We start from the raw sequence: 24,623 nt of genomic DNA on the forward strand, positions 1-24,623 counted from the left end.
CAGGAGTCAAGCACTATGTTGCATCGCAACCTGCGTGCGACCTAGAATCAATGGAAATTGGTCGAGCCTGCACGGCCCGCGTGCAGGCGTTCGGGGATGGACGGACCGCCTAGATCGGCTGGAAGCCGAGGTCAGCACGGATCCGGTTGACGATGTAGGTCCCGTCCCGCGTCGGCAGAATCCGCTCCAGGCCGGCGCTGTCGATCTTCACATTGGCAAAGCGCGGACCCGCAGAGACGTCGTGGACGGCTTTGGCGAAGGCTTCGACTTCGGCCATGGTCGTGACAGCCCGGCTGTCCTTAATGCCGCAAGCCCTGGCGATGCCGACGAGGTCGGCGGCGCCGGAGGTGTGGCTGGTCTGGCCGCCGGTCTCGCCATAGGCCTCGTTGTCGAGCACTGCGATCGAGAGGTTGGCCGGCTTCTGCAGGCCGATGGTGGCAAGGCTGCCCATGCCCATCAGCATCTCGCCGTCGCCGGTGATAACCAATACCGGCAGCTTCGGCTGCGCCAGCGCCAGACCCAGCCCGATCATCGCGGCGCCGCCCATGCCGCCCCAGAGGTAGAAGTTGCGGGCGTGGTCGCCGGCGGCGCACATGTCGTTGGTGGAAGCGCCAAGGCCGCCGATCGCGACGACGTTCTTGCGGTTCGCCAGCAACGTGGACACCACCTGCCGGCGGTCGAGGAGATTGGCCTTGCTCATTTGGTGAAAACCTTGGCGCCGATCAGGCGCTGCGACAGAAGGACGGCGGTTGGCGTCAGCGCGTTGTAGGCCTGCGCCGCGGCCGCTTCCAAGACGGCAGGCACCTCGGCAGCGTGCGAGGCGCGCAGCACCTTGACGCCGGAGAGCTCGAACACGCCTTGCGTGGTCGAGCCCATCGGCACCTGCCACGGATTGAACTCGCCCCACTCGCCGCGCATGGTCACGAGCGTGAGGAACGGAAAGCGCAGGATCGGGATCAGCGACAGCATGTTTATGCAATTGCCGACGCCGCTCGACTGCATCAGCAGCACGCCGCGCTGTCCGCCGGCCCAGGCGCCGGCGAGCAGCGCCACGCCTTCCTCCTCCGTCGTCAGCGCAATGCCGCGCATGGTGGAGGAGGCCAATACGCGCTGGATCAGCTTGGAATGACCGGCGTCCGGAACGTAAGGCACCTGCCGGACGTCGAAGCGCTGGAGGGTCGCGAAAATATCGTCGGGCCAGTTCGGCGCCGTGTCGGCAGCGTCAGCGCGTGCGTGCATTTTCCTGTCCGGTCGGCTAGCAGTGTGCGAAGACTGTAGACGCATGCATGCGCCGACCAGAACAACAAAAACGGCATATCGGCTTTAACCGGCGAGTATAACGGGATGAACGCAGATGCGAAGGCGCTGGCCGCAAGCTTCGACCTCGAGAAGCTGACGCCGGAGTTCTACGACAACCCCTATCCGACCTATCGTGCACTGCGGGAGAACGAGCCGGTCAAGCGCCTGCGCAACGGCACCGTGTTCCTGACCCGCTACGATGATCTCGTCACCACCTACAAGAACACCAAGTCGTTCAGCTCGGACAAGAAGCGCGAGTTCGCGCCGAAATACGGCGACACCCCGCTCTACGAGCACCACACCACGAGCCTCGTGTTCAACGATCCGCCGTCCCATACCCGCGTCCGCCGCCTGATCATGGGCGCGCTGTCGCCGCGCGCGATCGCCAGCATGGAGGGGGACCTGATCAAGCTGGTCGACGGCCTGCTCGATGCCATCGAAACCAAGGGCGCTTGCGAACTGATCGAGGATTTTGCCGCTTCGATTCCCATCGAGGTGATCGGCAACCTGCTCGACGTGCCTCACGAGGAGCGCGGGCCGCTGCGCGACTGGTCGCTGGCGATCCTGGGTGCTCTCGAACCCGTAGTGTCGCCCGAAGTAGCTGCGCGCGGCAACAAGGCGGTGGCGGACTTCCTCGCTTATCTGCAGACGCTGGTGTCGCGGCGGCGCGCGAAGCCGGGCAATCCCGAGCGCGACGTGCTGACGCGTTTGATCCAGGGGGAAGAGAACGGCGAGCGGCTGACCGAGAAGGAGCTTCTGCACAATTGCATCTTCCTGCTCAATGCCGGCCACGAGACCACCACCAACCTGATCGGCAACGGCCTCGTGGCGCTCGACCGCCATCCCGACCAGAAGCAGCGCCTGATCGAGAACCCGGACATGATCAAGACTGCGGTCGAGGAGATGTTGCGCTACGAGAGCTCCAACCAGCTCGGCAACCGCATGACCACCGAGAAGGTCGAGCTCGGCGGCGTCATGCTCGATGCCGGCACGTCGGTGACGCTGTGCATCGGGGCTGCCAATCGCGACCCCGCGCAGTTTCCCGACCCCGAACGTTTCGATATCGCGCGCACGCCGAACCGGCACCTCGCCTTCGCCACAGGCGCGCATCAATGCGCAGGCATGGCCCTGGCGCGGCTGGAGGGGGCGATTGCGATCTCGCGCTTCCTGGCGCGCTTTCCGAACTATGCCGTCAGCGGTCAGCCGGTGCGCGGCGGACGGGTGCGGTTCCGCGGCTTTTTGAGCGTGCCCTGCGCGCTTGGCTGAGGGGCCGGCAACCAAACTGCGAAAACAACCCCATGCACAGTAGAGCCTGGGTCGCGGAACGGTGCCCTGTGGCCCGGCAGAACCACCTGACATTTCGGGACTATCAGGCCGCGCCGCGCCATCGGCGCATCAAGGCTTCCGAGCTGACAAACCGATACCCACATTCATTTGGGCGCGACCCGCCGGTGCAGTCGATTGACGCCCCCGCACGCTGCAATGGAGTGACGGCAGATGAGCTCGTCGGTCATTGATTTCATCGCAACAGAAGCGCGCTTCGGGGCCCATAATTACGAGCCGATCGGGGTCGTCCTGTCGCGCGGCGAAGGTGTCTGGGTCTGGGACACCGAAGGCAACCGGTACCTTGATTGCCTGTCCGCCTATTCGGCGGTCAGCCAGGGCCACTGCCACCCCAAGATCCTGGCGGCGATGGTCGAACAGGCGCACAGGCTGACGCTCACCTCGAGGGCCTTCCACAACGACCAGCTCGCCTTGTTCTACGAGGAGATCGCCGCGCTCACCGGTTCCCACAAGGTACTGCCGATGAACAGCGGCGCCGAGGCGGTCGAAAGCGCGATCAAGTCGGTCCGCAAATGGGGCTACGAGGTGAAGGGCGTGCCGGACGGCCAGGCCGAGATCATCGTCTGTGCCAACAATTTCCACGGACGCACGCTGGGCGTCGTCGGCTTTTCAACCGACCCCGAGACACGCGGACACTTCGGGCCGTTCGCGCCGGGCTTCAAGGTCATCCCGTTCGGCGACGCCGCGGCGCTTGCGGAAGCAATCACCCCAAATACGGTCGCCTTTCTGGTCGAGCCGATCCAGGGCGAAGCCGGTGTCGTCATTCCTCCGGCCGGCTATTTCACTGAGGTCCGGGAGCTCTGCACCGCCAACAACGTGATGCTGGTGCTCGACGAGATCCAGACCGGGCTCGGTCGCACCGGCAAGCTGCTCGCCGAACAGCACGAGGGAATTGAGGCGGACGTGACGCTGCTCGGCAAGGCCCTGTCCGGCGGCTTCTATCCGGTCTCGGCCGTGCTCTCGAACAACGACGTGCTCGGGACATTGCGACCCGGGCAGCACGGCTCCACCTTCGGCGGCAACCCGCTTGCCTGCGCCGTGGCCCGCGCGGCGATGCGCGTGCTGGTCGAGGAAGGCATGATCGAGAACGCGGCGAGGCAAGGCGCGCGCTTTCTGGAGGGCTTGAAGGACATTCGCGCCAATACGATCCGCGAGGTGCGCGGGCGCGGCCTGATGCTGGCGGTCGAGCTGCATCCCGAGGCCGGGCTGGCACGCCGCTATTGCGAGGCGCTTCAGGGCAAGGGCATCCTCGCCAAGGATACCCATGAGCATACGATCCGCATCGCCCCGCCGCTCGTGATCACAAGCGACCAGGTCGACTGGGCGCTGGAGCGGTTCGCCGCGATCCTGACGCAGGATTTCTCTTGAGACGGAAGATCGCAATGCCGGCCGTGGCCAAGGACGAACGATTCCACAGTCTGTGCGTTGAAAGTCGTGGGCGATTACGAGTTGGGAGCTAGGATCATGCTTCCGCGTGGCGTTTGCCTGACGGCTGTTTTGGTTGGCGTCTCGATGCTGACGACGAGCGCGCCAGCCCAGGGACCTCTCGGACACGGACGGGGTGGAGGACCACCAGGACCAGCCGCAGCGCCGCCATCAGCACCACCGGCCATGGCCCGCCCGGCAGCACCACCGGCTATGGCTCGTCCAGCAGCACCGCCAGCCATGGCACGTCCGGCCGCTCCGCCAGCCATGGCGCGTCCGGCGGCTCCGCCAGCCATGGCGCGTCCCGCCGCGCCGCCAGCCATGCCGCAGCGACCGGCGATGGCGCCACGTCCGGCGCCCCACATCGCCTCACCGCCACCGCGTCCGACCCCACAAATCAGTGCCCCCCGAGCCGCCCCGCAGGTGGCAGCGCCCCGGCGCGAAATCCAGCGCCCGCCGGCAGCGCCGCAACGTCCGGCGATGGCGCCGCGGCCGACGCCGCAGATCGCCGCCCCTTCGCGCCCAAGTGCACCCCCGGCCGTGAGCGAGCGTTCGGGACCGCCGCGTGAGATGCTTTCGCGCCAATCCGCGGAACGCCAAGACCGCATCGACCGCTTGCAGCAGCGCGTGCAGCAACTGCAATCGCAGAAACCGGAAGGCGCAAGGGCGCAGCAACAGCAGCAACGGCTGCTGCAGTCGCAGAGCCGTCTTCTTGAGCGCGAGCAACGCGTGCAACAGCGCTCGCAGCACGTCGAGCAGCGGCAGCGCGACATGCTGTCGCGCCAGACGACGGAGCGCCAGGCCCGCATCGAACGCCTGCAGCAGCGGGTGCAGCAATTGCAGTCGCAAAAGCCCGAAGGCGTTCAAGCGCAACGGGCGCAGCAGCGAATGCTCCAGGCGCAAAACCGCTTGCTTGGCCGAGAGCAGCGCGCGCAGCAAATTGACCTGGCGCGCCAGCAGCGGCTTGGGCTGCAGGCTCCGGCGGAGCGCGCTCCGGCACTTGCAGCCGCTGCGCAGGCCGCCGAGCGCGGACGGTTTGCGGAACGCTTCCGCGAGCAGTCCACTGCGCTGACCCAAGCGGCTCTCGTCACGCGCCAAAGCGGCTGGGCACCCCGGCAGGCCTGGCGTCACCGTCATCCCGCGGTGTTCGTGGCTTGGCTTGGGCCCGTGTTCTGGCCTTACGCCTATTCCGACATCTTCAACTACACATTCTGGTCCTATGGCTACGAGCCCGGATATTGGGCGTACGCCTATGACGACTTCGTCGACACCGTGTTCTGGGGCGGTGACGGCCCCTACTCCGCTTATGCCAGCACCAACTCGTCTGACTACCCTCAAGCCGGCGGCGGCTACCGCGCGCGCCAGCGTGCCAGCGTGAGCCCGCAGACGCTTCAGCAATTGTGTGCCACGCCGGACAAGGGCGTGACCGCCTGGCCGCTTGCCGATATCGCACAGGCGGTGCGGCCGACGCCGGAGCAACGCGCATTGCTGGACGAGCTCAAGACCGCGGCGGCCAACGCTGCCGGTGTGTTCAAAGATTCCTGCGCGGAGACTTATGCACTGACTCCCCCTGGCCGCTTGCGCGCGATGATGAACCGCATCAGCGCGACGCTTGAAGCCGTCAAGATCGTTCGACCGGCACTGGAGAATTTCTACAACTCGCTCAGTGACGAGCAGCAGGCCCGCTTCAACGCGCTTGGCCCCAATGTCGGCGAGCGCTCGCCGCAGCAGCAGGAGGCGAGTAGCGAGGGCTGTGGCGATCCGAAGTCCGGGCTGACGCAGTTGCCGATCCAGAGGATCGAGGCTGTGCTCCACCCAGCCGGCAAGCAGAAGGAGGCGCTCGACCGCCTCAGCGAAGCGACGGCGAAGGGCGTTGAGGGCCTACAGGCGGCCTGTCCGAACGATGCGCCGCTGACACCTGTCGGACGGCTGGAGACGATGCAGCATCGGCTCGAGGCCATGCTGACGGCCGCCAAGCTGGTCGAACCCGCCCTGGACGAGTTCTATGCCACGCTGAGCAGCGAGCAGAAGGCGCGCTTCAACAGGCTGCAACAGTTCGCAGCCCAATGAGGGCGTCGCGTTCCCTCGTTGCAATCTGCAGCGGTCGAACGACGTCAGGTGACGTAATCGTTCTCCAACGAAAGCAAGCCCGCGATTGAGGGAGGGATCATGACAGCCTTAGCTTCCTCCATAAAACACGACATTGCTGCGGCGTACGCCGCGTGGGATTCAGCATTCAACAAAGCAGATGCCAGGGCTATCGCGGCGACTTACGTGCCAGACGCCAAATTGTTGCCGCCGACGCATCAAGTGATATCCGGTCCGACAGAGATCGAGAGCTTCTTTGCTGGGCTGTTTTCAAGCGGATTCACCGATCACAGGTTGGTCGTCATCGACACCGGTGGAGATGAGAAGATCGTCTACGGCACGGCCCATTGGAGCGCCAACGGTAAGACACCGGATGGCACCCGCCAACCTGCAGGCGGCATCGCAACCCACGTGTTTGAGCGACAGGAAGATGGTTCGCTGAAGCTGAAGTTGCATACTTTCAATTGAGCTGACCGTCGCCTGATCCGGCACGAGGAGGCTTCTCGTGGATATCGCGCAATGGCTTCGCGGTCTTGGGCTGGAGCGCTACATAAAGACCTTTTGTGACGCTGAAATCACGTCCGAGGTTTTGCCAGAACTGACCGAAGCCGACCTGCGGGAGCTTGGCTTGCCACTCGGCCCGCGCAAGGCTGTGCTAAGAGCAATCCATGCACTCGCTGCGCCGATCACCCCGGTGGCGGTCGAGGCCAATCGCCCTACCGGCTACGTGAAGCCATCGATCCCTTCGGACGCGGAGCGTCGACAGCTCACGGTCATGTTCGTCGACCTGGTCGGCTCGACTGCACTTGCTTCAGGGCGCGATCCCGAGGAGCTGCGTGACCTCTTGCAGGCCTACCACAACACCGTGGTCGGCGAGATCGACCGATTCGAAGGCCACATAGCCAAGTTCTTGGGCGATGGCGTACTCGCTTATTTCGGCTGGCCGCGGGCGCACGAAGATGAGGCGGAGCGCGCCGTTCGCGCTGGGCTTCGGGTGACCAAGGCGGTCGCATCGCTTACCGAACCCAGTGGTGCAGCGCTCGCCGCTCGCGTCGGCATCGCAACGGGTCTCGTCGTCGTCGGCGAGTTGATTGGCGAGGGAGAGGCCCGCGAGCGCGCAGTCATCGGCGAAACACCAAACTTAGCAGCCCGACTGCAGGGTTTGGCCGAGCCCAGTGACGTGGTGATTGCCGAGTCAACGCGCCGCCTACTCGGAGAAGCTTTCACATACCACGACCTCGGCAGAGTGCCTCTCAAGGGGTTCCCGGAATTGGTGCAGGCGTGGCTGGTCATTGGTGAAGGCGCAGCAGAGAGCAGGTTCGAGGCCCAGCACGGCATGGCAACGACCGCACTGGTCGGACGGAATGAAGAACTTGCATTGCTCTTGGACCGCTGGGAGCAGGCAAAGGAGCGGGAAGGACAGATCGTCCTGCTCGGCGGCGAAGCCGGCATTGGCAAGTCGCGGCTCGTGCGAGCCTTACGCGACCAGGTCGCCCGTGTGCCGCACACGCCGCTGAGTCATTTCTGTTCACCATTTCATACCAACACCGCTCTATATCCCGTCGTTGGCCTCCTTGAACGGGCAGCGGCAATACGGCGGGAGGACGCTTCCGACGAACAGCTCGATAAACTCGAGGCCATGCTCGCGCTTGGTGCGGACGATGTGCATGAGAGCGCGCCGGTTCTCGCGGATCTCTTGGCAATCCCGACCGGGGAGAGATACCCGCCTCTCGCACTCAGTCCGCACCAGAAGAAGGAGCGAACCTTCCAGGCCCTTCTGGAACAGATACAAGGCTTAGCGGCAAGACAGCCAGTGCTTGCCGTCTACGAGGACGTCCATTGGGCGGACCCTACTATGCTCGAATTCCTCGATCGGCTCGTCGACGAGGTGCAGCGACTTCCAATTTTGATGATCGTTACCTTCCGGCCCGAGTTCATTCCGCGCTGGACGGGTCATGGACATGTGACAGCGCTCTTTCTAAGCCGGCTGGGACGTCGGCAAGGGGCGGCAGTCGTTGACCGGATCACGGGCGGCAAAACACTCCCTCAGGAGGTGCTTGAGCAGATTCTGGCCAAGACCGACGGCGTGCCGTTGTTCGTCGAGGAGCTCACCAAAGCCGTCGTCGAATCCGGGCTGCTCAAAGACCACGGCAGCCGTTATGAGCTGATCGGCCCATTACCGCCGCTGGCGATCCCGACGACGCTGCAGGACTCCTTGATGGCCCGGCTTGATCGATTGGCGCCGGTCAAGGAAGTTGCCCAGATTGCAGCTTGCATCGGACGCGAATTCGGACACGATCTTCTGCGCCTTGTAACGGCGCTCGACGAGCACGCGCTCCAGCATGCTCTCAATGACCTATTGGCCGCGGAACTGATATTCCGTCGTGGCGTACCTCCGAATGTTGGCTACAGCTTCAAACATGCGCTGGTGCAGGACATCGCGCACGAGAGTCTCCTGAAGAGCAAGCGGCAGCAGATCCATGCCCGCATAGCTGCAGCTCTCGAACAACATTACCCTGCCCGTGCGGAGGCGGAGCCGGAGACGATCGCTCTGCATCTCACCGAGGGTGGACTGGCAGGAAAGGCGGTGGACTATTGGCTGCGGGCCGGCCGCATTGCGGCTGGGCGTTCCGCAAATCTCGAAGCGATCACTCATCTCACAAGGGGGCTGGAGGCGCTCAGGTCCAATCCACAAGGGCCGGAGCGCGATCGCCAGGAGCTCGCTCTGCAAACAGCAATCGGAGGTCCACTGATTGCCATTCACGGATACACGGCTCCGCAGCTTGGCACAGCCTTCAGCAGGGCTCATGCGCTCTGCTATGAACTCGACGACACGGGCGCCTTGTTTTCCACCCTTAGCGGCAAATTCATTTTCCACTTCGTGCGCGGCGACTTTGCTGCCATGCAGAGCCTCGTTGCCGAGGCCCAGCGCGCCGCCGAGCGCACCAGTGACACAGCGCTGGAACTAGCTGTGCATCGTCTGGCCGCGCTAACCGCCATGCATGCCGGTGAGTTTCTGACCGCACGCTCGGAGTTCGAAACGATCTTGAGTCGCTATCAGCCGGAGGCGCATCGGCCGCCACCTGTGCACTACGTACATGACCCAAAGGCCTCGGCGCTACCCTACTTGGCGATTGTGCTTTGGGTTCTAGGTTACCCCGAACAGGCTCAGCGGACTAGCCGTGCCGCATCCCAATACGCCATGGAGTTGAATCAGACGAACCTTACCGCGCATGTGCAGGTCTATGGCGGGGCGGCCACTGCGGAGCTAATGGGTGACGTGGCGGCCGTCAAAGCGCACGCCGAGTCCATCATCGATCTCGCCGATCAGAACAGCTTGAACTATTGGCGCGAGAGCGGCCTCATCCTGCGGGGCTGGGCCATGGCCCAAGAGGGCAACGTGGAGGGCGGCCTGGCGCTCATGCGCCTCAGTCTGAACGAGCGGAACAGGCTCGGAGCCAGTTGGTACCAGGTTCGGTACTTATGGATGCTCGCGGCCACCTACCTCCACTTAGGTGACCACGACAACGGCGTCGCTGCCCTTGCCGAAGCAAAGGTCCTTGCCGCGCGCAGCGACGAACATATGTGGGAGGCAGAACTTGCATGCATCGATGGCGAGCTGCACCGGATTCGTGGTGCTCCAGCTGACGAGGTCGAGGGGTGTTTGCAAACTGCACTCAAGGTCGCCCAAAGCCAGAGCGCAAAGTCCTTTGAATTACGTGCCGCAATGAGTTTGGCTCGGCTTTGGCACGACCAGGGTAGGATAGCCGACGCGCGGTGCCTTCTTGGCTCGGTTTACGGCTGGTTTACGGAAGGGTTCGAAACGCCGGATCTTCGTTCCGCCAAGGCGCTCATGGAGGAGCTTTCCCGATCATGATCGCGCGCCTTTTCAAGCTTCAGACGTTGCCGTACAACGAGCACACGGGTAATACGGCAACCCTGTACTTGCGTTATTGGGTCTGAACACGAGGCAATTCCGCTGTGGGTCACAGGCAGTGCTGCTCTGGACGATCAGCCCGACCTTCCTTTTATGAGTACACGGCCTTTCCTCACGCGGCGGAAATCGTCTTCCGCTCAGTACTTCGCATCTGTGATCGCTTGAGGCTGCTCTACCTCATTCAAGCCAATGGCGTTGCATTGTTGGAAATGGGAAGATAGCTCGAGGTCAGCCAGATGATCCCAGTATTCTGCCTCTGCGAGCAGCTTCCATTTGTTCATGCTGTTGTACGCGGCCTGTTGACGGCACAGTGAGCTCATCGCACGCAAGCGTCGCACTTTCTCCACTGCGAACCTCCCTCCGCGCCTGCTTGGTCGCAAGCGCATTTGTGTCGGCAGAGCTTCGCAGATCGAATTGACGAGTGATAGTCCGGGATTCGACGGTAAAACAATGATAGCGCAATCGTCTGACTTTTCACGAGACACTCGAGGCAACTACACCACCGTCCGATGTCGCTGGATGCAGGTCTTCAGCACCTCGTCCATCGGCTTGCCCCACCATTCGTTGGAGAAGATCTCGATCTCGGAATAGCCGGCAAAGCCTTGCGCTTCGACCGCTGCACGCACCGATTTGATGTCGATGACGCCGTCGCCCATCATGCCGCGGTCGTTGAGGATGTCCCTGGTCGGCACCAGCCAGTCGCAGACATGGAACGCCAGCAGGCGGTCCCGGCCGGCGCGTGCGATCTGGTCCATCAGCTCCGGATCCCACCAGATGTGATAGACGTCGAGCGCGACGCCGAGCATGCCGGTGCGGCCGGGGTCGAGCCGGTCGCAGATATCGAGCGCCTGCTTGGTTGTGTTCACGCAGGCGCGGTCGGCCGCATAGGCCGGATGCAACGGCTCGATCGCCAACGGCAGCTTGGCTTGCCTCGCGTAGTCGAGCATGTCAGCGAGCGCTTCCTCGACCTGCCCGCGCGCTGCCACCAGATCCTTCGAAGCCTCACTGCCCGGCCGCGAATATTGCGGCAGGCCGCCGACGACGAGGACGATGCAGGGCGCGCCCAGTGCTTTGGCTTCATCGACACAGCGCCTGTTATCGTCGCGCACTTCGCCCCGGCGCGAGACATCCGAGGTGAACATGCCGCCGCGGCAATAGCCTGAGAGATCAAGGCCAGCCTCGCGCACCGCGCGCGCGACGCGGTCGAGACCGACGTTCGCGACCTGGTCGCGCCAGGGATCGATGGCTCGGATGCCGTGCTTCGCGCAGGCCTCGATGATGGCGACGAGGTCACCCTGCTTGCGGACGGTCGCCGTGTTCAGCGACAGCCAGCGGTGGTCGGACGAAAAATCGCGCATCAGGATTCGATACCGTGGGTGGCGAGCACGGTTTTCATCCGTTGCGTCGCGAGTTCAGGGTTGGCGAGCAGACCGGCTTGGTCGGCCAGACGGAACAGCTCGGCGAGATGCAACGTCGAACGAGTGCTCTGCTGTCCGCCGACCATGGTGAAGTGATCCTGGTGGCCGTTGAGGTAGGCCATGAAGACGACGCCGGTCTTGTAGAACCGCGTCGGCGCCTTGAAGATATGACGCGACAGCGGCACCGTCGGGCCCAGCACGTCGTGGAAGCCAGCTTCGTCGCCTGCCGCCAGCCGCGACAGCGCGTAGGACGCCGCCGGCGCGATCGCGTCGAAGATGCCGAGAAGCGCGTGTGAAAAACCTTCGCTATCGCCGGCGATCAGCTCCGCGTAGTTGAAATCGTCGCCGGTATACATCTTGATGCGCTTGTCCAGACGCCGGCGCATGTCGATCTCGCGCTGCTTGTCGAGCAGCGAGACCTTGACGCCGTCGACCTTGGCGGCGTTGCCGTTGATGATGCCGACGGCAATGTCCATCGCCTTGTCGAGATCCCTCGTGCCCCAATATCCCGCCAGCGCCGGATCGAACATGTCGCCGAGCCAGTGGATGATCACGGGCTCACGGACCTGCGAAAGCACGCGGTCATAGACTTTGGCGTAATCGTCGGCATTGCGACCGAGTTTTGCGAGGGCGCGCGAGGCCATCAGGATGATGCGGCCGCCGACTTTCTCCACCGCCGAGATCTGCTCTTCATAGGCGCGGATGACGTCGTCGAGGCTCCCAGCGTCCTCCACTGCGAGATGATCCGTGCCGGCGCCGGAGAACACCAGCGCGTTGCGCCGCTTGGCGGCGCCGACCGAGCGCGTGATCAGCTCCAGCGAGGTCGGCCAGTCCAGCCCCATGCCGCGCTGCGCGGTGTCCATGGCTTCGGCAACGCCGAGGCCGAGGTCCCAGACGTGCTCGCGGAAGGCGATGGTCTTGTCCCAGTCGACCGCAACCGACAGCCAGGGATCGTTGTCGGCGAAGGGATCGGCGACCGTGTGCACGGCCGAGAAGGCGATGCGGTTCAGCGGCCCTTCGAGCTTTGCGGGGAACGTGCGCGAGGCCGCGAGCCGATAGGTCTCGATCGAGCGATCGGCTTTGGGCAGCTTCAGCGACAGGGATGACATTGGTTGGACGGGCTTGTTCATGATTTCGAACCTCTCCCCGTCATTGCGAGCGAAGCGAAGCAATCCAGACTGCCTCTGCGGAAAGATTCTGGATTGCTTCGCTTCGCTCGCAATGACGGCTCAGTAGACATCGGGATTATCCGGCTGACCTCAAACGTTGATGGGCGCGACGTCGATCCAGCGCCGCTCCTTCCAGCTCTTCAGCGCGCATTCGGCGAGCTGCACGCCCTTGGCGCCTTCGAGCAGCGTGAACTTGTAGGGCGCATCCTCGTAGACGTGGCGGATGAACATTTCCCACTGCTCTTTGAAGCCGTTGTCGTAGGTGACGTTATCCGGGAGCTTCTGCCAGTCGCCGTAGAAGTCGTGCAGCCGCTTCTCGTCGGGATTCCACACCGGGCGCGGTGTCGCCTGCCGCGCCTGGATCATGCAGTCGGTGAGGCCCGCGACCGCCGAGCCGAGCGTGCCGTCGACCTGGAAGGTGACGAGATCGTCGCGATAGACGCGCGTAACCCAGGACATGTTGATGTGGGCGATGACGCCGCCTTCGAGCTGGAATGTGGCGTAGGCGGAATCGTCCGCAGTTGCCTTGTACTTCTGGCCCTGCTCGTCATAGCGCTCGGGGATGTCGGTGTTGCCGATGCAGCTGACGCTCTGGACGTTGCCGAAGAGGTTGTCGAGCACGTAGCGCCAGTGGCAGACCATGTCGAGGATGATGCCGCCGCCATCCTCATCGCGATAGTTCCAGGACGGCCGCTGCGCCTCCTGCCAGCCGCCTTCGAACACCCAATAGCCGAACTCGCCGCGCACCGAGAGGATGCGGCCGAAGAAGCCGGAATCGCGCAGGAAAGCGATCTTCTTCAGCCCCGGCAGAAACAGCTTATCCTGCACCGTGCCGTGCTTGACGCCCTTGGCATTGGCGAGCTTCACGACCTCGACCGCTTCCTCGAAATTCGTCGCAATCGGCTTCTCGCAATAGACGTGCTTGCCGGCGTTGATGGCCTGGGTCAGCAGGCCGGGACGGGCCTGCGTCGTCGCGGCGTCGAAGAACATGGTGTCGTTCTTGTCGGCGAGCGCGGCATCGAGATCGGTGGTCCAGCGCGTGATGTTGTAGCGTTTGGCCAGCGCCTCGACCTTGTCGGCGCTGCGGCCGACCAGGATCGGGTCGGGCATGACACGGTCACCGTTCTTCAGGCGCACGCCGCCCTGGTCGCGGATCGCGACGATCGAGCGGATCAGATGCTGGTTGAGCCCCATCCGGCCGGTGACGCCGTTCATGATGAGGCCGAGGCGTTGGGTGGTCATGCCAATTGCTCCTGAGATCTTGGCTGGGCGAGCGGGCGCAATGCCGACCAGTCCGGATGGACCGACGAGGCGAAGCCCGCGCAATGAAGCGATCCCGTCAGGAGATCGCCGTCGTGAATGGAGAGCCGGATACCCCGCCTGGCATCGGCATAGAGATCGGGATGCGCGGCGGCGAAGGCCTGAGCTTCTGCTATGGGCGTTTCACCGAAGCCATCGACGTAGTGGTGGCCGTTGCGCTCGGCGTGGGTGACGCCGATGAAGGCACCGAGCGCAAGATCCTGCTGCACGGCAAGGCCGGCCTGGCAGGTGAGGTCCTCACCAGTGATGAAGAAGGCTTCGCCTTGCGCGCTCCATTTCGCCACACGCGCGGCGTTGATGATGGACTTGTAAAGTCCCTTGCAAGATTTCGAGGAGATGCCGCGATAGCCGAGCGCCCGTGCTGCCGGGAACGCGTCGTAGGAATCGTCGGCTTCGTCGATGATGAAGCCGCGTGTGCCCAGCGCGCCGAGCGGCGTTCGCCGCGTAATGTCGCGCGGCATCGGCTGCTCGACATAGAGCAGGCGCGCGGCAATCGGGCGCAGCGCGGCGTCGCGATTGAGCCCGTCCATCAGCGCCTGTAACGCGGCGAGATCGGCATACTGCTCGTTGGCATCGAGCGTCACCTTGTAGTCGCGTCCAAGCGTGTCGAGCTGCTTGCCGATCCGGGCGAGCCGCGCCGCATCGGCAGCCGGATCGCCGGACAGCTTGAGCTTGAAATAGCGTGCTCCGGTATTCTCGCGTGGATCGGCAACGCCGCCCTCACCCTCGACGACATCATCAAGGCCGACGGTATGCCTGATGGCAACACGCGCCAGCGGCACCCGGCCGGCGAGAAACGTCCTGATGTCCCGCTCGCTCAGGTCAGGAGAAAGCCGCGCGTCGATGCCGGCGATGTTCGCGGCCATTCCTTCAAAGAAGCTGGTACCTATCGCGCGCAGCAGCGCATCGAGGATGGCCTTGTCGATCTCCGCGGGGCCGTAGGCAGCAGCCAGCGCCGGAATGTTCTTCTTCGCGCAGGTCGCGATCTGGGCACCGATGCAGGAGGCATGCAGATCGAACGCCGTCTGGAAGCCGGTCCGTGCCAGATAGAGTCCGCGCGCGATCTCCAGCGAGCGACGCAACTCGTCCACCGTCTGCGCTGGCGACAGCTCCGGCCGCTTGTCGAACCACTTTGGTACCAGCAGCTCGGCGCTGGCACCGACGGCGGTGCCCCGGCCCTCGACCTCGATCTCGGCCCGCACGAACAGCTGCGGCGTCGCGTTGATCGTGATCGCACCGAAGCGGAACGGCCGCGCGAACTGCACGGGACGTTCGAAGAAGGCGATGTCTCGCAGCTTCAGGCGGGGGGACATGGTTTCAGTCCAACGCCCCTTGCGAGAAGAAATGCTTGCGGATGCGCTGCACCAGCTCCGTAAACACCGGGTCGGCCATCGCGTCGAGCGAGCGCGGGCGCGGCAGCGGCACGTCGTAGATCGCGGCGATCGCGCCGGGGCGCTCGGTCATGACCAGCACGCGGTCGGCGAGGAACACGGCCTCCGGAATCGAATGCGTGATCAGGAGCACGGTCTTCTTCGTCTCGCGCTGGATCCGCATCAATTCGACATTCATGCGCTCGCGTGTCAGCGCGTCGAGCGCGCCGAACGGCTCGTCCATCAGCATGATCTTCGGATCGTGCACCAGCGCGCGGCAGATCGAGGCGCGCTGCTGCATGCCGCCGGAGAGCTGCCAGGGCAACTTCTTCTCGAAGCCTTCGAGGCCGACCAGCTTCAGCAGCGACTTGGCGCGGTCGAGATATTCCTGCCGCGGCAGCCGCTTCATGTCGATCGGCAGCATCACGTTGCCCAGGATGTTGCGCCAGGGCAGCAGCAGCGCGTTCTGGAACACGATGCCGACATTGCCGTGCGGCGTCGTCACCTTCTGGCCCTCGACCAGGATCTCGCCCGTGGTCGGCGCCAGCAGGCCCGAGATCAATTTGAGCAGCGTGGACTTGCCGCAGCCGCTTGGGCCGACCACGACGAAGAACTCGCCGTCATTGATGTGGAAGTCGAGCGGCCGCAGCGACGGCACATCGCCGTCGCGCGTCCGGTAGGTCTTCGACACGCCCGACAGCTTGATGCCCGACGCATCGCCGGCAGCCCGGTCGCTCACCAGTCTCAGATGAGCGGCCGACTGCGCGTTTTCACTCATGACCGTCGCAGGTTTCACGAGCCGCTCTTCGGCAGATAGTCGTTGGTGTAGAAGGCCTTCGGGTTCTCCTTGGCCTTGGCGTCTAGGCCGCCATATTCCACCAGCAGGTTGACGGTCTCGGTCATGTTCTGCTCGGTGACCTGGAACGGACGCTTGCCCTTGGTCTCCGCGGTCCGGTAGAGCGGGATGGTCAGCTCAAAACCCTGCGTCAGCGTGTCGATCTTGCCGCCCTTGGGGTTGGCATCGAGGATCGATTGCGCCGCCACCTTCGGCTCCTTCTCGGCAGCTTCGACCGCCTTGGTCGTCGCCGACATGAAGCGGCGGACGAGGTCCGCATTGGCCTTCACGTAGTCGGTGTTGGCGATGACGCCCGAGGAGACCATGTTGATGCCGTAGTCGGCGAACTTGATCGGATAGACATCCTTGCCGGTGGCGTCCTTGATCTTCATCGACTGGTCCATGACGTAGCCGAGCAACAGATCCGCCTGGCCGTTGATGACGGCGTTGAGCTTGGTCTGGCCGTCGCCGGCGACGGTCTTGAAGTCGCTTTCCTTCAGGCCGGTCTTCTTCAGGAACAGCGGCCAGATCTGCGTCATGGAATCGGCCGGCGTGATCGCCACCGTCTTGCCCTTGATGTCTTCAGGCTTCCTGATGTTCTTGTCGGCGAAGCCCATGGCGGACATCGGGCTCGTTTGCAGCAGCACGCCGGTTGCGACCACGGGCGCGCCCTTGATCGCGGCGCGCATCATGGTGGGGACGTCGACATAGCCGAAGTCCGCGGTCTTGGCGGCAACCGCCTGCGTGGTCGCAGCCGAGCCGCGGCCTTCCTGGATCTCGAGCTCGATGCCTTCGGCGGCGTAGATGCCCTTGGCCTTGCCGTAATAGAACGGCGCGTGCTCGCCATAGACGTACCAGTTCAGCATCAGCACGACCTTGTCGGCTGCCTGCGCCGGCATGGCTGCGAACGCCATCAGTGCTACGGATGCAGCTCCAATCAACCGCTTCATCGTTTCTCTCCCTTGCCGTTGGTTGCGTCGGCCGTTGGTGGCCGCTCGTTGCTTTAGTCAGGATGCAAAGATCACGTCCTCGCGCTGGCTGACATGCCAGGGAATGACCAGCTTCTCGATCCGGTCGACGATCCAGAACAGGACCACGCCGAGCAGCGCCAGGATCACCAGCGCCGCGAACATCGTCGGCAGGTCGAAAGTTCCGATCGAGCGCTGCATCACGTAGCCGATGCCGGAATTGGAGCCGACGAACTCGCCGACCACCGCGCCGACCACGGCTAGCGTCACCGACACTTTGAGGCCGGAGAAGATCGCCGGCAGCGCATGCGGCAGGTTCACCGCGCGGAACACCTGCAGGCGGCTGCCCTGCATGGCACGGGCGAGATCGACCATATCGGGATCGACCGATTTGAAGCCTTGCACCGCGGAGACCACGACCGGGAAGAAGCCGAGCAGGAACGCCGAGATCACCTTGGGAATGATGCCGAAGCCGAACCAGACCACGAACAGCGGGGCGATCGCGATCTTCGGCACCGATTGCGAGAACACCAGCAGTGGATAGACGTAGCTCTCCACCGTCTTCGAGCCCGCGATCAACATCGCGACGGGAATGCCGAACAGCGCCGACAGCAGGAAGCCGCAGACGGTCGCATAGGTGGTCGGCCAGGACTGGCGCAGCAGCTCCGGCCATTCGGTGCGCAGCACGGCGACGACGTCGAGCGGCGCCGGTATCTGGTAGGCCGGGATTCTGAACAGCCGGATCGCGAGATCCCAGGCGACGACGATGAAGACCAGGAACAAGAACGGCCGAACCCAGGCTGCATTCAGCAGCTTGGAAACAGCGTTTTGCGGCTTCGGCTCGGCCAATTTTCACTCCCGGCAGTCTTCTTCATTATGGGGGAGAAATTAACCCGTTGGATAAATACTGTCCAGAGCTTTCCCTGTGACGTTTTGTGCTCGGGGTTCCGGGAGCTTTTGGGGACGGGACTATCGCCTTCCGTGTCCCGGACGCGCTGCAATGTAAGCGTTGCTGCGCTGCGTCGGGGCACGGGGGCGGAGTGAGGTGCACGCGCCTCCACGTGGTCATTGCGAGCGCAGCGAAGCAATCCAGAATCTTTCCGCGGAGACAGTCTGGATTGCTTCGCTGCGCTCGCAATGACGGAGCAAGGCGCCCCATCATGGCTACGGGCTACACCGCCTGCACGACCGCGGCGCGCGACTTCGGCGTCTTCGCGATCTCGAACAGCGCCGCGGATTGCCCCGTCAGCGCGGCCAGCACCAGGCCCACCATATGCGTCAACCGCTCCTCCTTGGCCTTCTTGTCCAGGAGATCGCGGCCGAAGATCACGCTGAGCGTTGCCGAATTGGAGAGATAGAAGAAGCTGAGCGCTGCGATCGAGATGTAGAGCTGCACGGGGTCGACCGCGACCTGGAAGTCGCCGCTGTCGACGCCGCGGCGCACCACGGTGCGGATCATCTCGACGAAGGGCGAATGCATGGACTTGACCTTGGTCGATTTCTTCAGGTGCTTGGCGCGCGCGAGGTTCTCGGTCTGCAGCAGCGAGAGGAATTCGGGATTGCGCAGGAAGTAGTTCCAGGTGAACTCGATCAGGCGGCGGATCGCCTCGGGCGGATCGAGATGTTCGAGGTCGAGCCCCCGCTCCTCGCTGCGGATCTTGTCATAGGCGCCTTCGAGCACCGCGAGATAGAGCTCGTCCTTGTTGCCGACGTGATAGTACAGCATGCGCTTGTTGGCGCCGGCCTTGGCGGCGATGCGGTCGACGCGCGCGCCGGCAAGGCCATGGGCGGAAAACTCCTGCTTGGCGGCTTCGAGAATGCGCAGCCGCATCCCCTCGGGGTCACGCTGCCATTTCAGAGTTCGCTTTGCCTTCGCCAAACCGGGTGCTCGCTGGGTGCCGACAAGACGCGTGTAGCACGCGAGCGTGAGTTTGAGAATGTTCGTCATTCCGGGGCGCGCCTCTTGGCGCGAGCCCGGAATCCATTGGGCGGCAGAGTCAGCCGCGAAATGGATTCCGGGTTCGATGCTACGCATCGCCCCGGAATGACAGAATCACTCCACCGGCTTCGGCGAACGCTCCAGCAGCACGGTCTGGATTCCGCAGGTGCCGTTGCGCACGGTCATGATGCGCGTCCCCGGCTTGCGGCCGGTGCGCACCTCGCTGACGTCGAGTCCGCTCGCGATCAGGCGGGCGCGGGTGGCGTCGATGTCGCCGACCCGCCAGCTCAGGCCCCAGAGCCGGTCATGCGATGCATCGCCGCCCGCGACCGGGCGGCGCACCACCTCGACGATGAGGTCGCCGCAGCGGAAGAACATCAACTGGCCCCAGTCCTGGTGCGAGCGGTCGAGCGCGAGATCAAGGCCGAGCCGGGCGCCGTAGAGCGCGGCGGCGCGCTCGGAATCCTCCGTGGTGACGACGACGTGGTCGAGCCCCTCGATCGGCGCGATGTCGGTCGCGGCCGACTTCGGACGCTCGTCGGCCAGCTCCAGGAAGAACATGCGCACGCCGCGCGTCAGCTCCGTCGCGGCCCGCGTGCGCTTCCAGTGCAGCACGGCGTTGGTGGCGGCGTCGCTGCTCTCGACCTCGGCGACCGTATCAGGCCTCAGGGCCACCCGCTCCAGCCGCCGGTGCATCTTGCCGATGTCGGCGACACGAAAGCACAGGCTGGCGAGGATGCCTTCCTGGTCGCCGAGCAGTGCGCGCATGCGGTCGGCGGTGACGCTGAAGCCGTGAGGGGCCATCAGCTCGACGGTCACGTTGTCGAGGGTGAACAGCACCCGGTCGGCGCCCTCGCCCGAGTTCTGCCAGGCCGGCGCGCGGGCGAGCAGCGTCTGATAGGCCGCCTTGGCCGCGCCGATATCGCCTACGAGAACGACGATGTGATCGAGGCCGGTGATCATTCTGCACCCTTTTTGTGGACGGGGAACCCCGGGAGCGAAAGACGGCGTTTGTCCGGGCTTGGCATAGGCCAGTGATGGTCGTATTCCCGGACCATGCTGACCTCAAGCGCTTCGGGCGGCAGTTTTGCGAATAATTTCAGCGTCCCTCCGGAGCGGAACCGGTGCTAGAGTAATCTCGCCGGCCGGGACCACAAGCGCATCACGGACAAGCAATGCAGGCTCTCTTCATCGGACAGACCTATATCGACGTCGTCTTCATCACCGACCACATGCCGACCGGCGACGAGAAGCACGTGGCGCGTGACTACGCGGTCTCCTTCGGCGGCAATGCGGTGACGGCGGCGTTCTGCTGCGCCAAGCTCGGCATCGTGCCGGACCTGATCGCGACCGCAGCCAATGACTGGCTGGGGCGCATGTTCCAGGACATGTGCGCGAAGTACGGCATCTCGCTGCATGGGCGCAAGGTCAACCAGTCCTCGCTCTCCTTCATCATGCCCAAGGACGGCAAGCGCGCCATCGTCCGCTGCCGCGACGACGAGCACATCCACCCCTTTCCGATGCTCAATCTCGGCGGCTGCCGCGCGCTGCATGTCGACGGCCACCAGCCGGATGCCGCCATCCACTACGCCAAGGTGTGCCGCGAGGCCGGCATCCTGACCTCGCTCGACGGCGGCGGCCTGCGCACCAACACCCATGAGCTGCTGGAATTCATCGACGTTGCCATCGTCGCCGAGCGCCTGTGCGAGCAGATGGATCTGACGCCGGAGAAGATGCTCGACTATCTCAAGAGCCGCGGCTGCAAGATCGGCGGCGTCACCATGGGCGAGAAGGGCCTGTTCTGGTACGACGAAACCGGGACGGTGCAGGTGATGCCGGCGATGCCGATCCCGCGCGAGCGCGTGATCGACACCAACGGCGCCGGCGACGTCTTCCACGGCGCCTATGTCTATTCCTACCTCGCCCATCCCGGCAAAAGCTGGCGCGAGCATTTCGACTTTGCCCGCGCCGCCTCGACCTACAAGATCCAGCGCCTCGGCAACGAGGCCGGCTTGCCGACGCTGGTCGATATCGCCAAGGTCAGGCACGAGTTCGAGGTCAGGGTCTAGAAAGAGATGGGGCGGGTCTTCGTTGCCGGCAGCATCAACATGGATGTGGTGGCCACGGCCGATCGCCATCCGCGCGTCGGCGAGACCGTCGCCGGCCGCCAGGTCCTGTATTTCCCAGGCGGCAAGGGCGCGAACCAGGCGGTCGCGGCCTCGCGGTTAGGGGCGCGGACCACGCTGATCGGGCGGCTGGGCAGGGATTCGTTGGGCGCTGAGCTGAAGGCCTTTCTCGGCGACCAGGGCATCGACCTCGGCTACGTCGTGGAGACGGCCGAGGCGCACACCGGGACGGCCATCATCACGGTGGCCGAGGCCGACAACACCATCGTCGTCGTTCCCGGAGCGAACGGGCTGGTCGGCGCTGATGACGTCAAGGTCGTGCCGCTGCTGAAGGGCGACGTCGCCGTCAGCCAGTTCGAGATTCCGCTGCCGACGATCGCTGCCTTCTTCCACCGCGCCCGCGCGGCGGGGGCAGTGACCGTGCTGAACCCGGCGCCGGCGCAGAAGATGCCGGGCGAGCTGCTGGCGCTGGTCGACATCCTCGTGCTGAACGAGACCGAGCTCGGCTTTCTCGCAGGCAGCGAGCTGTCGGACGACGATGAGGCCGCGAAGATCATCGACGTCGCGCGAAAACTTCAGGCGCGGCAGGACCAAACCATCTGCGTCACGCTCGGCAAGCGCGGCGTGCTCGCGCTGGCCGAGCGCGAGGAAATCTCGGTTGCCGGCCGTGTGGTGAAGGCACTCGACACCACCGGCGCCGGCGACTGCTTCGTCGGCGCGCTCGCCGCGCAACTCGCTGATGGCGCGCCCTTGCGTGAGGCGCTGACGTTCGCCAATGCCGCCGCCTCGATCAGCGTGCAGCGCATGGGCGCCGGACCGTCGATGCCGACGGGGGCGGAAGTGGCGGCGATACTGTAGAGGCCTCTTCGCCTCTCCCCGCTTGCGGGGAGAGGTCGGAATTTGCGAGAGCAAATTCCGGGTGAGGGGGACTCTCCGCGAGTCCGACTGCTATCCTATGCGCGGAGAAAGCCCCTCACCCCAGCCCTCTCCCCGTAAGAACGGGGAGAGGGAGAAGAACTTCATGCCAGCGCGCTCTTGAGGTCGAAGCTCTCGTCCACGGCCTGCTCCGGCGTGATGGAGCGGTCCATAGCCTGCAATCTCCGGCCGAACATGTGATCGCCGGCGCGGTTGATGGATTCGATTCCGAGCAGCTTGTCGCCGTGATAGCAGAACGCCGAGAATGCCTTCTTGGCGGGATCGCCGCGCAGCACGACGCGGTCGTAGCCGGTCGTCAGCCCCGCGATCTGGAGCTTGTCGTCGCCCTGATCGCTCCAGAACCAGGGATGGCTGTCGTACGGTTTCTTATCCCCGGTCAGCTTTGCTGCGAGGCAGCGGGCCTGATCGGTGGCGTTCTGCACCGATTCCAGCCGCAGCGATCCGCCGAAGCGCGGGCTTGCGAACAGCGCGCAATCGCCAATGGCCGAAATGCTGGGATCAGCCGTCGACAGATATTCATCGACGATGATGCCGGCGGCGACCGGCAGCCCTGCCTCGGCCGCGAGTTCGATGTTCGGCAGCACGCCGACGCCGACCACGACGAGGTCGGCCGGCAGATGCCGCCCGTCGCTCAAGGACACGCCGGTGACCTTGCCGGCCTCGGCTTCGATCGAGGTCGCCTGCACACCGAGATGGATACGGATGCCGGCCTCGCGGTGGCGCGCCTGAAAATATTCGGAGACCTCCGCCGTCACCGCCCGCGCCATCACACGCGGGGCGAGCTCGAGCACGTCGACCTCGAGGCCCTTGATGCGGGCGGTCGCGGCGAATTCGAGGCCGATGAAGCCGGCGCCGATGATCACGGCGCGCGTCTTCGACGGCATGATCGCGCGCAGCGCCTCGCTGTCATCGAGAATGCGCAGATATTTCACGTCGGGCAGATTGGCATTGGGCAGATCGAGCAGGCGATTGCGCGCGCCGGTCGCCAGCACGAGGTGCCAATAGTCCAGCGTCTCGCCGGATGCGAGATGCACCTTACGCGCGGCGCGGTCGATCGAGGCGGCGCGGCCGGCGATCAGCTCGATGCTCTGGTCCTGGTAAAACTTCTCAGGCCTGAACATCAGGCTCTCCGGGCCCGCGGAGCCCTTGATGTAGGCCTTGGACAGCGGCGGCCGCTGATAGGGCAGATGCGGCTCGTCATTGATCAGGCAGATGCGCTCGGCAAAGCCGGCCTGGCGCAGCGATGCCGCGATCTGGTAGCCGCCATGGCCGGCACCGACGATGATCACCGGGCCAGTCATCGGACAGCCCATTTCCGGAAGACACGAGCGTGACCCATGCCGCCTCCTCTCTCGCTGATTTTGCTTGCTGGCCTTGCGAGGAGCCGGCGCTCGTGTCCGTCCCTTGGCGAAAGCGGCTCCATTTGAGCCTATCGTTCCGCCCGGCGCAAGAGCGGTGGTTCGGGGATTGTCACCCCTGCCCTTCTGCGATTTAGTTCGAGCCTCGACCTCCTGCCGGAGAATCCAGATGACCGCTCCCGTCTCAAAGCCCGACGATCCCGCCCTGCTCAAGGTCGACGGCCCGATCGCGACCATCACGCTGAACCGCCCTGCCGCATTCAACGCGATCGATCTTGCGATTGCCCAGAAGCTCGAGCAGCTCGCAACCTATATCGAAGGCGCCGACGACATCCGCGTCGTGGTGCTCGAAGGCGAAGGCCGCGCGTTCTGCGCCGGCGGCGATCTGCAGACGATCGGGGCCGCAGCCGAAGCCGGCACGGTGACACCCGTCGTCGGCGAGCTATTGAAGCACTATCACGCCTTCATCGAGATCATCAGGCGCATGCCGAAGATCTCGCTGTCGAGCGTGCACGGCTCGGCCGCCGGCGCCGGCATGGGCCTCGCCTTCGTCACCGATCTCTGCATCGCCGCTGACGATGCCAAGTTCACGCCGGCCTATGCCAAGATCGGGGTGTCGCCGGACGGCGGCTCGACGGTCGGCATCGTCGGCACGGTCGGCTCCCGCCGGGCGCTGCAGATCTTTCTCGCCGAGGATAATTTTACCGCGCAGCAGGCCTATGAATGGGGCCTGGTTGCGAAGGTCGCTCCTGCCGCCGAGCTGAAGACCGCGACGCGAAAACTTGCCGAGCGTCTCGCGCAGAACCCGCCGGCTTCGATCGCCGGCACCAAGCAGCTGGTCTATCAGGCGGCGACCACGCCGGTGAAGCAGCAGCTCGATGCCGAGGAGCACAAGATCATCATGGCGATGAACACGGAAGCGTTCCGCACCGCCGTGAAGAAGTTCACGAGCAAGAGCAAGTAGCGGCCACACGATCGGTGGCAGGGCGGCGCCGGTGCGTACGCCTCGTCCTTCGAGACGGCGCTTACGCGCCTCCTCAGGATGAGGCTCATCAGCGTCAGTGCCCGTTGAAACTGCAGCCGCGCACTCC

The 24,623-nt window shown here is 64.4% G+C and carries 22 protein-coding genes; 8 read left to right on the top strand and 14 right to left on the bottom strand.

What is annotated here, in order from left to right; translation table 11 throughout:
• Positions 1-109: 109 nt before the first annotated feature.
• Both I6F31_RS00925 and I6F31_RS00930 read right to left on the bottom strand, forming a co-directional pair.
• The gene (locus I6F31_RS00925; RefSeq protein WP_225184534.1) at positions 110-700 is read right to left on the bottom strand and encodes a thiamine pyrophosphate-dependent enzyme; all 591 of its coding nucleotides are present in this window, start codon (positions 698-700) and stop codon (positions 110-112) included.
• A complete protein-coding gene (locus I6F31_RS00930; RefSeq protein ID WP_036004713.1) occupies positions 697-1,239 on the bottom strand; it encodes a phosphonopyruvate decarboxylase in 543 nt (180 codons plus the stop codon). Before I6F31_RS00930 ends, I6F31_RS00925 begins: the two co-directional genes overlap by 4 nt.
• Positions 1,240-1,344: 105 nt before the next feature.
• Between I6F31_RS00930 and I6F31_RS00935 the strand changes: the two genes are divergently transcribed.
• On the top strand, positions 1,345-2,565 hold the full coding sequence (locus I6F31_RS00935) for a cytochrome P450 (RefSeq protein WP_225149925.1): 1,221 nt from the start codon (positions 1,345-1,347) through the stop codon (positions 2,563-2,565).
• Positions 2,566-2,796: 231 nt separating this feature from the next.
• Positions 2,797-4,011: an ornithine--oxo-acid transaminase gene (rocD, locus tag I6F31_RS00940; RefSeq protein ID WP_225184535.1), complete on the top strand. Its 1,215-nt coding sequence runs from the start codon at positions 2,797-2,799 to the stop codon at positions 4,009-4,011.
• A 268-nt stretch (positions 4,012-4,279) separates the two neighbouring features.
• On the opposite strand, the gene I6F31_RS36420 is transcribed toward rocD, so the two are convergent.
• A complete protein-coding gene (locus tag I6F31_RS36420) occupies positions 4,280-4,441 on the bottom strand; it encodes a hypothetical protein (RefSeq protein ID WP_276573181.1) in 162 nt (53 codons plus the stop codon).
• Positions 4,442-4,638: 197 nt separating this feature from the next.
• On the opposite strand from I6F31_RS36420, the gene I6F31_RS00950 reads away from it, so the two are divergent.
• The 3 genes from I6F31_RS00950 (at position 4,639) to I6F31_RS00960 (ending at position 10,033) form a co-directional block, all read left to right on the top strand.
• A complete protein-coding gene (locus tag I6F31_RS00950; RefSeq protein WP_225185118.1) occupies positions 4,639-6,138 on the top strand; it encodes a Spy/CpxP family protein refolding chaperone in 1,500 nt (499 codons plus the stop codon).
• 99 nt (positions 6,139-6,237) lie between these two features.
• Positions 6,238-6,624: a nuclear transport factor 2 family protein gene (locus I6F31_RS00955; protein ID WP_050995959.1), complete on the top strand. Its 387-nt coding sequence runs from the start codon at positions 6,238-6,240 to the stop codon at positions 6,622-6,624.
• Positions 6,625-6,661: 37 nt separating this feature from the next.
• Positions 6,662-10,033, top strand: coding sequence for an adenylate/guanylate cyclase domain-containing protein (locus tag I6F31_RS00960; RefSeq protein ID WP_225184536.1), 3,372 nt, complete (start codon positions 6,662-6,664; stop codon positions 10,031-10,033).
• Positions 10,034-10,230: 197 nt separating this feature from the next.
• Here I6F31_RS00960 and I6F31_RS00965 read toward each other — a convergent pair whose 3' ends face one another.
• The 10 genes from I6F31_RS00965 to I6F31_RS01010 form a co-directional block, all read right to left on the bottom strand.
• Positions 10,231-10,440, bottom strand: coding sequence for a hypothetical protein (locus I6F31_RS00965; RefSeq protein WP_225184537.1), 210 nt, complete (start codon positions 10,438-10,440; stop codon positions 10,231-10,233).
• 147 nt (positions 10,441-10,587) lie between these two features.
• On the bottom strand, positions 10,588-11,451 hold the full coding sequence (locus tag I6F31_RS00970; protein ID WP_225123670.1) for a sugar phosphate isomerase/epimerase family protein: 864 nt from the start codon (positions 11,449-11,451) through the stop codon (positions 10,588-10,590).
• Positions 11,451-12,641 (bottom strand): dihydrodipicolinate synthase family protein, encoded by a 1,191-nt coding sequence (locus I6F31_RS00975; RefSeq protein ID WP_225184538.1) that lies wholly within the window; start codon positions 12,639-12,641, stop codon positions 11,451-11,453. The genes I6F31_RS00970 and I6F31_RS00975 overlap by 1 nt, the downstream gene beginning before the upstream one ends.
• Before the next feature lie 129 nt (positions 12,642-12,770).
• On the bottom strand, positions 12,771-13,922 hold the full coding sequence (locus I6F31_RS00980) for a Gfo/Idh/MocA family oxidoreductase (RefSeq protein WP_225184539.1): 1,152 nt from the start codon (positions 13,920-13,922) through the stop codon (positions 12,771-12,773).
• Positions 13,919-15,313 carry a hypothetical protein gene (locus I6F31_RS00985; RefSeq protein WP_225184540.1) on the bottom strand — a complete coding sequence of 465 codons (1,395 nt, stop codon included), beginning with the start codon at positions 15,311-15,313 and terminating at the stop codon, positions 13,919-13,921. The genes I6F31_RS00980 and I6F31_RS00985 overlap by 4 nt, the downstream gene beginning before the upstream one ends.
• Before the next feature lie 4 nt (positions 15,314-15,317).
• Complete coding sequence (locus I6F31_RS00990) at positions 15,318-16,148, bottom strand: ABC transporter ATP-binding protein (RefSeq protein ID WP_162131154.1); 831 nt, start codon at positions 16,146-16,148, stop codon at positions 15,318-15,320.
• A 14-nt stretch (positions 16,149-16,162) separates the two neighbouring features.
• Positions 16,163-17,155 carry an ABC transporter substrate-binding protein gene (locus I6F31_RS00995; RefSeq protein WP_225184541.1) on the bottom strand — a complete coding sequence of 331 codons (993 nt, stop codon included), beginning with the start codon at positions 17,153-17,155 and terminating at the stop codon, positions 16,163-16,165.
• A 57-nt stretch (positions 17,156-17,212) separates the two neighbouring features.
• The gene (locus tag I6F31_RS01000) at positions 17,213-18,022 is read right to left on the bottom strand and encodes an ABC transporter permease (protein ID WP_036025834.1); all 810 of its coding nucleotides are present in this window, start codon (positions 18,020-18,022) and stop codon (positions 17,213-17,215) included.
• Between the two features lie 322 nt (positions 18,023-18,344).
• Positions 18,345-19,052 (bottom strand): TetR/AcrR family transcriptional regulator, encoded by a 708-nt coding sequence (locus tag I6F31_RS01005; RefSeq protein ID WP_225185119.1) that lies wholly within the window; start codon positions 19,050-19,052, stop codon positions 18,345-18,347.
• Positions 19,053-19,226: 174 nt separating this feature from the next.
• Positions 19,227-20,075, bottom strand: a complete 849-nt coding sequence (locus I6F31_RS01010; protein ID WP_225184542.1) for a VOC family protein — start codon at positions 20,073-20,075, stop codon at positions 19,227-19,229.
• 212 nt (positions 20,076-20,287) lie between these two features.
• On the opposite strand from I6F31_RS01010, the gene I6F31_RS01015 reads away from it, so the two are divergent.
• Complete coding sequence (locus I6F31_RS01015; protein WP_057027031.1) at positions 20,288-21,181, top strand: sugar kinase; 894 nt, start codon at positions 20,288-20,290, stop codon at positions 21,179-21,181.
• 6 nt (positions 21,182-21,187) lie between these two features.
• On the top strand, positions 21,188-22,096 hold the full coding sequence (locus tag I6F31_RS01020) for a ribokinase (protein ID WP_225184543.1): 909 nt from the start codon (positions 21,188-21,190) through the stop codon (positions 22,094-22,096).
• A gap of 161 nt (positions 22,097-22,257) precedes the next feature.
• On the opposite strand, the gene I6F31_RS01025 is transcribed toward I6F31_RS01020, so the two are convergent.
• The gene (locus I6F31_RS01025; protein WP_225184544.1) at positions 22,258-23,475 is read right to left on the bottom strand and encodes an FAD-dependent oxidoreductase; all 1,218 of its coding nucleotides are present in this window, start codon (positions 23,473-23,475) and stop codon (positions 22,258-22,260) included.
• 226 nt (positions 23,476-23,701) lie between these two features.
• On the opposite strand from I6F31_RS01025, the gene I6F31_RS01030 reads away from it, so the two are divergent.
• Positions 23,702-24,496, top strand: coding sequence for an enoyl-CoA hydratase/isomerase family protein (locus tag I6F31_RS01030; protein ID WP_225173691.1), 795 nt, complete (start codon positions 23,702-23,704; stop codon positions 24,494-24,496).
• The last annotated feature ends 127 nt before the right edge of the window (positions 24,497-24,623 follow it).

The sequence above is a fragment of the Bradyrhizobium sp. NBAIM01 genome (assembly GCF_020194115.1).
GTDB lineage: Bacteria > Pseudomonadota > Alphaproteobacteria > Rhizobiales > Xanthobacteraceae > Bradyrhizobium > Bradyrhizobium yuanmingense.